This is a genomic window from Streptomyces sp. XM83C, from assembly GCF_023072675.1.
Taxonomy (GTDB): domain Bacteria; phylum Actinomycetota; class Actinomycetes; order Streptomycetales; family Streptomycetaceae; genus Streptomyces; species Streptomyces thermocoprophilus.
In genome coordinates this window covers 1-11,385 of sequence record NZ_JALLGL010000197.1, presented here as the reverse complement: position 1 = coordinate 11,385, position 11,385 = coordinate 1, and the positions used below count along the sequence as shown (strand labels likewise).

General features: G+C 71.9%; 12 protein-coding genes. 3 read left to right on the top strand and 9 right to left on the bottom strand.

All coding sequences use genetic code 11. The features are described from left to right. Positions 1–175 precede the first annotated feature (175 nt). Entirely contained in the window at positions 176–466 is a 291-nt protein-coding gene (locus MTQ10_RS20965; protein ID WP_247470468.1) for a hypothetical protein, read from the top strand. A gap of 55 nt (positions 467–521) precedes the next feature. On the opposite strand, the gene pspAB is transcribed toward MTQ10_RS20965, so the two are convergent. The 5 genes from pspAB to glnA all read right to left on the bottom strand — a co-directional run bounded on the left by pspAB (position 522) and on the right by glnA (position 5,432). Next, on the bottom strand, positions 522–1,106 hold the full coding sequence (gene pspAB / locus MTQ10_RS20960) for a PspA-associated protein PspAB (protein WP_247470466.1): 585 nt from the start codon (positions 1,104–1,106) through the stop codon (positions 522–524). A 2-nt stretch (positions 1,107–1,108) separates the two neighbouring features. Continuing rightward, a complete protein-coding gene (gene htpX, locus MTQ10_RS20955) occupies positions 1,109–2,026 on the bottom strand; it encodes a zinc metalloprotease HtpX (RefSeq protein ID WP_247470462.1) in 918 nt (305 codons plus the stop codon). Positions 2,027–2,131: 105 nt separating this feature from the next. After that, complete coding sequence (locus MTQ10_RS20950) at positions 2,132–3,544, bottom strand: hypothetical protein (RefSeq protein ID WP_247470459.1); 1,413 nt, start codon at positions 3,542–3,544, stop codon at positions 2,132–2,134. Beyond that, the gene (locus MTQ10_RS20945; protein WP_247470444.1) at positions 3,545–3,802 is read right to left on the bottom strand and encodes an SCO2583/SCO2584 N-terminal domain-containing protein; all 258 of its coding nucleotides are present in this window, start codon (positions 3,800–3,802) and stop codon (positions 3,545–3,547) included. A gap of 220 nt (positions 3,803–4,022) precedes the next feature. After that, complete coding sequence (gene glnA / locus MTQ10_RS20940; protein WP_247470441.1) at positions 4,023–5,432, bottom strand: type I glutamate--ammonia ligase; 1,410 nt, start codon at positions 5,430–5,432, stop codon at positions 4,023–4,025. Between the two features lie 208 nt (positions 5,433–5,640). Here glnA and MTQ10_RS20935 point away from each other — a divergent pair, with 208 nt between their 5' ends. Then, the gene (locus MTQ10_RS20935; protein WP_247470438.1) at positions 5,641–6,111 is read left to right on the top strand and encodes an RDD family protein; all 471 of its coding nucleotides are present in this window, start codon (positions 5,641–5,643) and stop codon (positions 6,109–6,111) included. A 228-nt stretch (positions 6,112–6,339) separates the two neighbouring features. On the opposite strand, the gene MTQ10_RS20930 is transcribed toward MTQ10_RS20935, so the two are convergent. From MTQ10_RS20930 to lipB, 4 genes are all read right to left on the bottom strand, one after another. Further along, on the bottom strand, positions 6,340–7,041 hold the full coding sequence (locus MTQ10_RS20930; protein ID WP_247470436.1) for a DUF4191 domain-containing protein: 702 nt from the start codon (positions 7,039–7,041) through the stop codon (positions 6,340–6,342). A gap of 126 nt (positions 7,042–7,167) precedes the next feature. After that, complete coding sequence (locus tag MTQ10_RS20925; RefSeq protein WP_247470433.1) at positions 7,168–7,368, bottom strand: SCO2195 family GlnR-regulated protein; 201 nt, start codon at positions 7,366–7,368, stop codon at positions 7,168–7,170. A 281-nt stretch (positions 7,369–7,649) separates the two neighbouring features. After that, complete coding sequence (lipA, locus tag MTQ10_RS20920) at positions 7,650–8,615, bottom strand: lipoyl synthase (RefSeq protein WP_247470431.1); 966 nt, start codon at positions 8,613–8,615, stop codon at positions 7,650–7,652. A gap of 72 nt (positions 8,616–8,687) precedes the next feature. Next, a complete protein-coding gene (gene lipB, locus MTQ10_RS20915; RefSeq protein ID WP_247470428.1) occupies positions 8,688–9,488 on the bottom strand; it encodes a lipoyl(octanoyl) transferase LipB in 801 nt (266 codons plus the stop codon). A 254-nt stretch (positions 9,489–9,742) separates the two neighbouring features. Between lipB and MTQ10_RS20910 the strand changes: the two genes are divergently transcribed. Continuing rightward, complete coding sequence (locus MTQ10_RS20910; protein WP_247470425.1) at positions 9,743–11,212, top strand: regulator; 1,470 nt, start codon at positions 9,743–9,745, stop codon at positions 11,210–11,212. The last annotated feature ends 173 nt before the right edge of the window (positions 11,213–11,385 follow it).

Here is an 11,385-nt window from a genome sequence, read left to right as displayed (position 1 = left end):
CCCCGCCGCCCCTCCCGCTACACCCGTGACACACCCTCAAATTCCCTACTGACCAGGGATTTCACGCCCTGCCCGGACTCTCCGATTGTCAGTGCCGGGCAGTAGAATGAACGTAGTGTTCGAGGGCTTCGCCGGAACCCCGGCGGACCGTCCCGACCGCGACAGGAGGATGTCCGTGCCCGCTGCCGCACTGAAGCCGCCGCCGGTCCAGTCCACACTCGACCTGCCCTACACCCCCGTGAAGAAGCGGCGTCTGCCGCCCGGACGCCCCCGCGAGTGGTACATCACCCACAACCGCCGGCTGAAGGCGATGCGCCTCGCCATCGCCCTGCTCGACTCCGGCGTGTACCTGCCGAACCAGGCCCGCAACGAGACCATACGCAGCACGGCCGCCGCGATCGGCATCCACCCGCCGTCCGACACGACCTGCCACATGGTCCGCGCCCTGATGCGCTACGCCCGCTGACCCCACCCCGCCCACCGGCGCCGGGCACCCCCTTGGGAGCCCGGCGCCGCGCCGCTCACAGCCCGGGTGCGCCCCACACCGGGAACCAGCGGCCGAGGTCCGCCTCGATCCGCAGGTCGTCACCGAGCGCCGCCTTCACCCGCAGCTCCAGCGCGTTGTCACGGCGCTGCACCCCGCCCGGCAGCGGCGCGAACGGATAGAACGTGCCCCGCTTGTACAGATAGACCAGCGCCAGCCCGTGCCCGCGCTCGTCGCGGAACCCGGCCAGGGAGCACAGCAGCTGCGGGCCGAACCCGTTGACCTCCATGGAACTGTTCACCGCGTGCAGATCGTTGACGAGCTGGGGCAGCTCGTCGGGGGAGCGGTCGGACACCAGCCACGAATAGCCGTAGTCGTCCTGGACGATCCGCACGGGCGGCCCGCTGCGCTCGGCGTCGGCGTCCAGCAGCGCCCGCACTTCCCGGTGCGTCTGCTCGAACGCCGCGCCCTCGACGGTCGCGAAGCACACCGCGCCCCGCCCGGTCGGCGTGAACCCGGTCGCGGCCTGAAGCGTCACCGCCGCCGACGGCAGCGCGAACAGCCGGTCGAGATCGGGCGCGACCGGTTTCGTACGGCCCAGCAGGATGTCCAGCAGCCCCATGCTCAGCCCGCCTTCCCGGGCGCCTGCGCCTCACCCAGCTCGGCCGAGATCCGGCCCAGCTGGTCCAGCCGCTGCTGAAGTGTCGGATGGGTCGAGAAGTACCGCTCCAGGCCGGGCTCCCTGCCGGACGCCGGCGTGAAGTAGAAGGCGTTGAAGGCCTGCGCCGTCCGCAGATCCTTGGTGGGGATACGGGCGATGTCCCCGGAGACCTTCGTCAGCGCGGACGCCAGCGCCGAGGGCCGCCCGGTCAGCTGCGCCGCCGCCCGGTCCGCGGCCAGCTCCCGGTACCGGGACAGCGCCCGGATCAGCAGGAAGCTCAACGCGTACACCGCCACCGACACCCCGATCACGGCCGCCAGGACCGCCGCCGTGTTCTGGTCCTTGCGCCCGCCGAACAGCCCCGAGTAGAACGCGAACCGCACGATCAGTCCCGCGACCACCCCGAGGAACGACGCAATCGTGATCACGGCGACGTCCTTGTGCGCCACGTGCGACAGCTCGTGCGCCAGCACACCCTCCAGTTCCGAGGGTTCCAGACGGCGCAGCAGTCCCGTCGTCACACACACCACGGCGTGATTCGGATTGCGGCCCGTCGCGAACGCGTTGGGCATGTCCATCTCGGACACGGCGACCACCGGCTTCGGCATGTCCGCGATCGCGCACAGCCGGTCGACCACCGCGTGCAGCTCGGGATACTCCTCCCGTTCCACGACCCGGCCCCGCATCGCGAACATGGCGATCCGGTCGGAGAACCAGAACTGCGCCACGAACATCGCCCCGACCAGGACGACGACCAGCACCCAGGACCGCAGCAGCACGATCAGCGCCGCCACGAACCCCACGTACAGAAGCCCGAGCAGAAACAGCGTGACCGTCATCCGCACGGTCAGCCGTCGATCGCTCCGGAACCGGCTCCGCATCAGCATCACCCCGCAGTCGGGCACTCGTCCCACTGCCAGTGTGCACCCGGCGCTCCCCATGACCGGCTCCCGAACGCCCCCAGGACCGGCAGAGCCGGGACCGCCTCAGCCCGGAAGCCCCGCCTCCCGCTTCCGCCGCGCCAGCACGAAGTCGCTGAACAGATGCCCCGCCCGCTCCAGCAGCTCACCGACCTCCGCCGTCCCGAGCGGCACATCCGAGGTGGCGTGCCAGCCCTGCACGGACTGCCCGGCCCACGTCCGCAGCTTCCCGTCCGGGTCGTCGAGCAGCGCGACCGCCGCCCGCAGCCGGGTCAGCCCGCCGCACGCCTCCAGCAGCCGGAACCCGGCGACCCGCTGATGCCGGGGCCGGTCCGCCGCCAGCAGCCCGGCGAGCCGCTCCGGGTCCAGCGAACGCGCCGACGGCAGCAGCGCCGCTGTCACCTCCCGGACGACACCGGGCGCCGCATCCTCCAGCAGCGGCTCCATCCGCCGTGCGTCCGCCGTGTCCAGCAGCCGCAGCCCCGCCACGGCACGGGCCCGCACCGCGGCCACGGGATGCGCGACCAGCGGCCACAGCAGCGCCGCGTCCGCGCGGTCCCCGCACTCCGCGAGCCCGACGACCGCGCCCGGCGACAGCTCCCCGCCGTGCGGACCGGCGCACCTGGCCCGGTACCAGGCGGCGGGATCACCGCCGTACTGCCGTACGACATACCGGGCGCAGGCCCGCACGACCGCCGCTCGGTCCGTGAGGAACGCCTCCGCCCGCTCGGGCAGTCCCGCCCGCCGCAGCGCGGTCACCCCGGAGGAACGCACCTGCGGGTCACGGGCCGCGAGCAGGACGTCGAGGACGGCGGGCTCGGTGCCGCAGGCTGAGACGGCCGCGTCCGCGCACATCCGCTTGACGACCGTGTCCGGATCGCCGGCGGCGGCACGCGCCAGCTCGGAGGGGGAGAGGCGGCCCTGCTCGACGGCGATGCGGTGCGCGAAGCGGCGTACGGCGTGGTCGGTGTGGCCGAGCAGCGCACGCAGCCGCTCGGTCGGCGCCTCGCGCAGAACCCGGGCGAGCAGATCCACCGCGAAGGCGCCGCGATCCCGACGCCCGAGCAGCAGCACCAGCGGCGCGAGCAGGACGGCGGCGTCGGTGTCGAGGCCGGCGCTCAGCACCTCGCGGGCCCGCTCGCGGACCGGCTCCGCCCAGTCCGTGGCACGGACGGCGACCAGCGGCAGCAGCGAGGGCCGGCCCGCGGCCAGGTCCAGCGCCCGCCCCCGGGTCCGCCCGTCGCGATGGCACAGGGCGAGCGCGAGCCCCGGCTCGTCGGTGCCGGCCGACAGCTCGGGGCGCACGGGTCCCGTCCGGTACCCGAGGACGTGATGTGGGGCCCGCACACCGAGGTCCAGCGCGAGCCAGGCGCAGGGATCGCCGGGGTCGAGAACCTCCCGCAGCGAGGCACCGGCCACCAGCCGCAGCGCGGCGCCCCTGCCGGCGTCGACGTCGACAGTGCGAAGGGCACGTCCCATCTAGTACGACGCCCGCAGCCGCGCCCACACCAGCGCGCCCACGCCGGCCGCGACGCAGCCCAGGATCAGGGCCGTCTTCCACCAGCCGGTACGCCGGCCGCGGGTGCGGCCCGGTTCGGGGCGGAACGGCACCGGCTCCGGCGGATTGTCCTTCCAGCGGGCGGCGAGCATACGGGCCCGCGCCGACGGCTCCTTGTGCTCGGCTGATTCAGCCCACCTGAGATCGAACTCCCGCTCGAACTCGTCCTGCTCGGGCATCTGCGACCACCCCCGTGTCCCGATGTCGGTTCCCCCTCGCATCGTACCTTCGCACCCCCGTACGACGCCGAGCCGCCGGTCAAGGGCCGGCCGGCCCCCTGTCGTCCCGTGGGCACGGAAACGGCCGCCGGCCGGCCCTCCCGTACGGGGAGAACCGGCCGACGGCCGTTCCGGCGACGGTCCGGGCCGGAAGCGGGGGTCCGCTGCCGGCCGGGGTCGGTCACACGTCGAAGTACAGCTCGAACTCGTGCGGGTGCGGGCGGAGCTGGAGCGGGGCGATCTCGTTCGTGCGCTTGAAGTCGATCCACGTCTCGATCAGGTCGGACGTGAAGACGTCGCCCTGGAGGAGGAACTCGTGGTCGGCCTCCAGCGCGTCGAGGACGGCGCCGAGGGAGGTCGGGACCTGGGCGACGTTGGCGTGCTCCTCGGGAGCCAGCTCGTACAGGTCCTTGTCGATCGGCTCGGCCGGCTCGATCTTGTTCTTGATGCCGTCCAGGCCCGCGAGCAGCAGCGCGGAGAACGCCAGGTACGGGTTGCCGGACGAGTCGGGCGCGCGGAACTCGACGCGCTTGGCCTTCGGGTTCGAGCCGGTGATCGGGATACGCATCGCGGCGGAGCGGTTGCGCTGCGAGTACACCAGGTTGATCGGCGCCTCGAAGCCCGGCACCAGGCGGTGGTAGGAGTTCACCGTCGGGTTGGTGAAGGCCAGCAGCGACGGCGCGTGCTTGAGGATGCCGCCGATGTAGTAGCGGGCGATGTCCGACAGGCCGGCGTAGCCCTGCTCGTCGTAGAAGAGCGGCTCGCCGCCCGCCCACAGCGACTGGTGGACGTGCATGCCGGAACCGTTGTCACCGAAGATCGGCTTCGGCATGAAGGTCGCGGTCTTGCCGTTGCGCCAGGCCACGTTCTTCACGATGTACTTGAAGAGCTGGAGGTCGTCGGCGGCGGCGAGCAGCGTGTTGAACTTGTAGTTGATCTCGGCCTGGCCGGCGGTGCCCACCTCGTGGTGCTGGCGCTCGACCTTCAGGCCGACCTTGGCCAGCTCCAGGGAGATCTCGGCGCGCAGGTCGGCGAAGTGGTCGACCGGCGGGACCGGGAAGTAGCCGCCCTTGTAACGGACCTTGTAGCCGCGGTTGTCCTCCAGGGCGCCGGTGTTCCAGGCGCCCGCCTCGGAGTCGATGTGGTAGAAGGACTCGTTCTCCGACGTCTTGAAGCGGACGCTGTCGAAAACGTAGAACTCCGCCTCCGGACCGAAGAACGCGGTGTCCGCGATACCGGTGGACGCCAGGTACGCCTCGGCCTTCTTCGCCACGTTGCGCGGGTCACGGGAGTACTGCTCGCCCGTGATCGGGTCGTGGATGAAGAAGTTGATGTTGAGGGTCTTGTCCCGGCGGAACGGGTCCACCCGCGCGGTCGACAGGTCGGCGCGCAGCGCCATGTCGGACTCGTGGATGGCCTGGAAGCCGCGGATCGACGAACCGTCGAACGCCAGCTCCTCGTCGGGGTCGAACGCCTCTACGGGCAGCGAGAAGTGCTGCATGACGCCCGGCAGGTCGCAGAACCGGACGTCGATGAACTTGACGTCCTCGTCCGCGATGAACTTCTTGGCCTCGTCGGCGTTCTGGAACATCCAGCTCCTCCTACTCCCGACCGACTGCCGGGGTGGTAGATCGTTCGTGCGGCCAGTGCGGTGGCACACGCTGGTTCCGACCCTAGGGACGGGTGATTTCTCGGGCGTGACCCGTTTGTTTCGCAGAAGTTAACCGGCCTCTGTCCGAGCCTAAGCCCGGGACACCCCGACGTGCAGAGGTCATATAGGGGCGCAGTACCGTGGACGGGTGGACAACAGGCAAGCAATCGGATCGTGGCTTTCCGGGCCCCGCGCGGCCATGGAGGACGCCGGTGCGGACTTCGGATACCGAGGTGAGCAGCTGGGGCTGCCGGAGACGGGGCCGAACTCCCTCGCCCGCCCGGGTCGGCGGCTCGGCGCGCTCGCCGTGGACTGGGGACTGTGCGTCCTGATCGCATACGGTCTGATCACCGACGGCTACAGCAGCCCCGCGACGAGTAACTGGGCTCTGCTGGTCTTCCTGGTGATGAGCCTCCTCACCGTCGGCACGATCGGCTTCACCCCGGGCAAGCGTCTCTTCGGCATCCGGGTGCTCAGCCTGGAGACCGGCACGGTCAACCCGGCGCGTGCCGCGCTGCGCACGGTGCTGCTCTGCCTGGCCGTGCCGGCCCTCATCTGGGACCGCGACGGCCGCGGCCTGCACGACAAGCTGGCCCGCACGGTCGAGGTGCGGATCTGATACGACGCCGGGGCCGGGGCCGGCGCCGACTCGGGTGCGGGCGCGGCGGGCGGGCGCCGGCTCCGGCGGCCCGGCGGTCACAGGCGACGCCCCGGCCGCTCGGGCACCCGGCACCGGCTCCGCCGCACCCCGCCCCCCGAGACGACAAGAGCCCCGGGGAACCGTACGTGGTTCCCCGGGGCTCTCGTCGTTCCGGTCGCTCGGCCGCCCGCGTGGAGCGGGGCCGGGTCAGCGGCCCTTCGGGCCGCCCTTGGGCAGCTTCATGCCCTTCGGCATGGGACCCTTCGGCAGCGGCATGTTGCTCAGCAGGTCGCCCAGCGCGCGCAGCCGGTCGTTGGTGACCGTGACCTGCGGGCCGGTCAGCACCCGAGGCAGCTTCAGCATCGTCGTGCGGAGCTTCTTCAGCTCCACGAGGCCCTCGCCCTGGCCGACGATGATGTCGTGCACCGGCACGTCCGCGACGACGCGGTTCATCTTCCTCTTCTCGGCGGCCAGCAGGCTCTTCACCCGGTTCGGGTTGCCCTCCGCCACCAGCACGATGCCGGCCTTGCCGACGGCCCGGTGCACCACGTCCTGGTTGCGGTTCATCGCGACGGCGGGGGTCGTCGTCCAGCCGCGGCCGATGTTGTCCAGGACCGCCGCCGCGGCGCCCGGCTGGCCCTCCATCTGACCGAAGGCCGCCCGCTCGGCCCGGCGTCCGAAGACGATCGCCGTCGCGAGGAGTGCGACGAGCAGGCCCAGGATGCCGAGAAAGACCGGGTGGTCGATCAGGAAACCGATCGCGAGGAAGACACCGAGCGTGCCGATGCCGACGGCCGCGAGTACAAGACCGATCATCTTGTCGGCCTTGCGGGTCATCTTGTACGTGAGGGCGATCTGCTTCAGTCGCCCTGCGTTCGCGGCGTCCGCCGCGTTGTCCTTCCTCGCCATGGCACGAAGTCTACGTGGCGCCGGGAGCGCCTTCGACGGCAGTGCCCGGCGTGAGCCCCGGGGCGCCCCGGCCCGGCGCCGACGGTCGGGCCGTACGGTCGGGAACGAGCGGCGGGGAGCGGACGGTCAGGAACGGGCGGACAGGGACTCTTCGAGGACGCGCTGCGCCTCGACCCGGTCCTTCGCCCTGCGGCGGTCCTCCAGGACGGACGTCCAGGCGTTGCGCCGGGCGGTGCGCTGGCCGCTGCTCATCAGCAGGGACTCGACGGCACGCAGAGCGTCGGTGAAGGACGGGATGGCGGTGGCACGTACGGGCGCTGCCTGCATGGGCGAGGTCCCCCCTCGATCCGGAGGTACGTGGAGTGATACCAGAGTCACTCATTGGTGTTACCAGGGGGTGACCGACCGGTCAAACGCCGATGAAGGCCTGCTACAGCCCCGCGCAAGGGCCCGGAACGTCCGACGCGGCCCCGCTGCCGCCCTCATCAGCGAGGACGCGCGGGACCGCGTCACCCCGGCCATTACTGGCCGGTAATAGCTTGTGCGTGAATTCACACGCTTGGCTCATGCCGCGCACGGCCCACACCGTGAGCCGTGCGCGGCGCGGCTCACACCGCCTGGGCCGCCATGAAGCTGCCGCGCTTCTCGATGGCCATCTGGTACAGCCGCCCGGCCCGGTAGGAGGAGCGGACCAGCGGGCCCGACATCACACCGGAGAAGCCGATCTGCTCGGCCTCCTCCTTCAGCTCCACGAACTCCTGCGGCTTCACCCAGCGCTCCACCGGGTGGTGCCGCACGGACGGCCGCAGGTACTGGGTGATGGTGATCAGCTCGCAGCCCGCGTCGTGCAGCTGCTTCAGCGCCTCGCTGACCTCCTCGCGGGTCTCGCCCATGCCGAGGATCAGGTTCGACTTGGTGACGAGGCCGAAGTCCCGGGCCTCGGTGATCACCTTCAGGGAGCGCTCGTAGCGGAAGCCGGGGCGGATCCGCTTGAAAATCCGGGGCACCGTCTCCACGTTGTGCGCGAAGACCTCGGGGCGGGACTCGAAGACCTCCCGCAGCAGCTCCGGCACGGCGTTGAAGTCGGGGGCGAGCAGCTCGACCTTGGTGCGGCCGGCCTCGCGGGACGCCGTCTGCTCGTGGATCTGGCGGACGGTCTCCGCGTACAGCCACGCGCCGCCGTCCTCCAGGTCGTCGCGGGCGACGCCGGTGATCGTGGCGTAGTTCAGGTCCATGGTGACCACGGACTCGCCGACGCGGCGCGGCTCGTCACGGTCGAGCGCCTCGGGCTTGCCGGTGTCGATCTGGCAGAAGTCGCAGCGCCGGGTGCACTGGTCGCCGCCGATGAGGAAGGTCGCCTCGCGGTCCTCCCAGCACTCGTAGATGTTCGGGCAGCCGGCTTCCTGGCAGACCGTGTGCAGGCCCTCGCTCTTCACGAGGTTCTGCATCTTCGAGTATTCGGGGCCCATTTTCGCCCGGGTCTTGATCCACTCGGGCTTGCGCTCGATGGGGGTCTGGCTGTTGCGGACCTCCAGGCGCAGCATCTTGCGTCCGTCGGGTGCGACTGCGGACACGACCGGCTCCCTAGCGTTGATTCTTCGGCGCCCTCAAGGGTACGCCCGTGTTTTCGAAAGCCCGGTGGCGCGTCAGGCCGCAGGCTGCTTCTCGATCGCACGCGGCTTGAGGTCCGCGTTCTCCAGTACGTCCTTCAGGTGCCGCTCGGCGACGGGCAGCACTTCCTCGATGGTGACCTCGCGGCCCAGTTCGTACGAGAGCGACGTCACGCCCGCGTCGCGGATGCCGCACGGGATGATCTTGTCGAAGCTGGAGACGTCCGGGTTCACGTTCAGGGCGAAGCCGTGCATGGTGACGCCCTTGGCGACCCGTACGCCCATCGCGCAGATCTTGCGGTCCTCGCGGCGCTGCCCCGCGTTCGAGGGCGCGTACTCGGGGCCGTTGAGCCGGGGGTCGAACTCCGGGTCGGTGGTCCGCGGGTCGAAGTCCAGGGTGAGCCCGCCCAGGGAGGGGCGGTCCTCGACGGGGTCGCCCAGCACCCACACGCCGGCCCGGCCCTCCACGCGCGAGGTCTTCACGCCGAACTCGGCGCACACCCGGATCATGGCCTCCTCCAGGCGGCGCAGATGCGCGACCACGTCCACCGGACGCGGCAGCTTCTGGATCGGGTAGCCGACGAGCTGGCCCGGACCGTGCCAGGTGATCTTGCCGCCGCGGTCCACGTCGATCACGGGCGTGCCGTCCAGCGGGCGCTCCTCCGGGGCGGTGCGCCGGCCCGCCGTGTACACCGGGGGGTGCTCCAGCAGCAGGCAGGTGTCGGGGATCTCGTCCGCGAAGCGGGCGGCGTGCACCCGGCGCTGTTCGTCCCAGGCCACCTGGTAGTCGACCCTGTCCTCGCCGAACCCCATCCGGACGAACCGCAGCTCACTCACGGCAAGCGCCTCCCTCGAAGTCGTAAGGCGTGAAACGCGCCCACGCCACTGTACGACCGCTCAGTGCGCGGGTGGTGCGCCGGATCTGCGTCAGCCCGACGGGGCAATCCTCGCACGATCGGATGAATGCCCGCCAAAGGGTGCGATCGGGTGCTCACTCTCCGCTACATTCACGCCGTTCGCGAGGCCATAAGGGCTGCTCACAGGCAATTCCGGCACTTCAGGGGCCCGGAAGGCAGGAGACCACACCGCAGATGACGGAACGACCCGCGCAGCGCACCCCCAACCGCCAGCTCGCCGCGCTCATCGCAGAAGCGGGGTTCTCCAACGCAGGTCTGGCCCGTCGTGTGGACCAGCTCGGGCTCGAGCACGGACTGGACCTCAGATACGACAAGACATCCGTGACGCGCTGGCTGCGGGGCCAGCAGCCGCGCGGCACCACACCGGCGCTCATCGCCGAGGTCTTCACCCGCCGCCTCGGCCGCCGGCTCACCGCCCAGGACCTCGGCCTGGACGCCTGCGCACCCGTCTACGCGGGCCTGGAGTTCGCGGGCAGCCCCGAGGAGGCCGTCGACATCGTCAGCGGCCTGTGGCGCAAGGACTCCGGCAGCCACGCCGAACTCCGCAAGATCGCCTTCACCCCGGCCGGTCTCGTCGTGCCCAGCCGGGACTGGCTCATCGGCCGCCCCGACGAGAGGGTGGCCCGAGCCGAGGCGCCCCGCGTCCCCGCCCAGGGCCGCCCCGCCGTCCCCCGGCCCGCCGCCGCGGCCGGCACCGGTGGCGAACCACGCCGCCGCAGCGCCGCCGAACGCGGCCCCGGCCACCGCGTCACCGGCGGCGACATCGCCGCGCTCCGCTCGGTCTCCGAGCTGTTCCGCACCCTCGACAACGCCTACGGCGGCGGCCACGCCCGGCAGGCCCTCGTCCGCTACCTGGAGCACGAGTGCGAGCCCATGCTGCGGGGCGTCTACGGCGAGCAGACCGGCCGCCGCCTCTTCGCCGCCGCGGCCGACCTCACCCGGCTCGCCGGCTGGACCTCGTACGACATCGCCGCGCACGGCCTCGCCCAGCGCTACTTCGTGCAGGCACTGCGCCTCTCCCAGGCCGCCGGCGACCGACCCTACGGCGCCTATGTCCTGGTCACCATGAGCCGGCAGGCGGTCTACCTCGGCCACGGGCGCGAGGCCGTGCAGCTCGCCCGCGTCGCCCAGCAGGGCGTCGGCACCGGCGCCCCTCCCACCGTGCAGGCGCTGCTGCACGCCGCCGAGGCCCGCGGGCACGCGGTGCTCGGCGAGGTCCGCGCCTGCACCGCGTCCCTGGTGCGGGCCGAACGGGCGCTGGAGGCGGTGCGGTCCGGCGACGAGGTGCCGCACTGGGCGCGGTTCTTCGACGAGGCGCAGCTCGCCGACGAGTTCGGCCACTGCCACCGCGACCTCCAGCAGTTCCGCGCCGCCGCACAGCACGCGGAGCGGTCCCTGCAACTGCGCGGCCCCGGGTACGCGCGCAGCAGGCTGCTGTGCAAGGTCGTCCTCGCCACCGCCCGCCTCGGCCTCGGGGAACTGGACCAGGCGTGCAGCCTGGCCGCGGAGGCCGCAGGGCAGGCGGCGGAGATGCGGTCCGTGCGGGCGGTGGAGTACGTGAAGGACTTCGAGCGGCGACTGGAGCCGTACAAGGACACCGCCCCGGTACGGGGCTACCGGGACCGGGTCGCGGCGCTGGGGTAGCGCGGGCGGGTTCGATACGGCGGTCACGGGGCCGCCCGGCTCCCGGCGGGGGCGCCGGCGGGCCCGCTGAGGCGGCCCGGCGCTGCCCGGCTTCCGGCTGAGGGCGGGGGCCGGTACGGCGGGCGTGGTGCTGCCCGGCTCGAGGCGGGGGTGCGCTGCGGTGCGGGCCGGGG

Coding starts and splice junctions, on each gene's coding strand:
- MTQ10_RS20950 (WP_247470459.1), bottom strand. CDS start 3,544: ATGGGACGTGCCCTTCGCACTGTCGACGTCGACGCCGGCAGGGGCGCC.
- MTQ10_RS20945 (WP_247470444.1), bottom strand. CDS start 3,802: ATGCCCGAGCAGGACGAGTTCGAGCGGGAGTTCGATCTCAGGTGGGCT.
- MTQ10_RS20910 (WP_247470425.1), top strand. CDS start 9,743: ATGACGGAACGACCCGCGCAGCGCACCCCCAACCGCCAGCTCGCCGCG.
- htpX (WP_247470462.1), bottom strand. CDS start 2,026: ATGCGGAGCCGGTTCCGGAGCGATCGACGGCTGACCGTGCGGATGACG.
- MTQ10_RS20930 (WP_247470436.1), bottom strand. CDS start 7,041: ATGGCGAGGAAGGACAACGCGGCGGACGCCGCGAACGCAGGGCGACTG.
- pspAB (WP_247470466.1), bottom strand. CDS start 1,106: ATGGGGCTGCTGGACATCCTGCTGGGCCGTACGAAACCGGTCGCGCCC.
- glnA (WP_247470441.1), bottom strand. CDS start 5,432: ATGTTCCAGAACGCCGACGAGGCCAAGAAGTTCATCGCGGACGAGGAC.
- MTQ10_RS20925 (WP_247470433.1), bottom strand. CDS start 7,368: ATGCAGGCAGCGCCCGTACGTGCCACCGCCATCCCGTCCTTCACCGAC.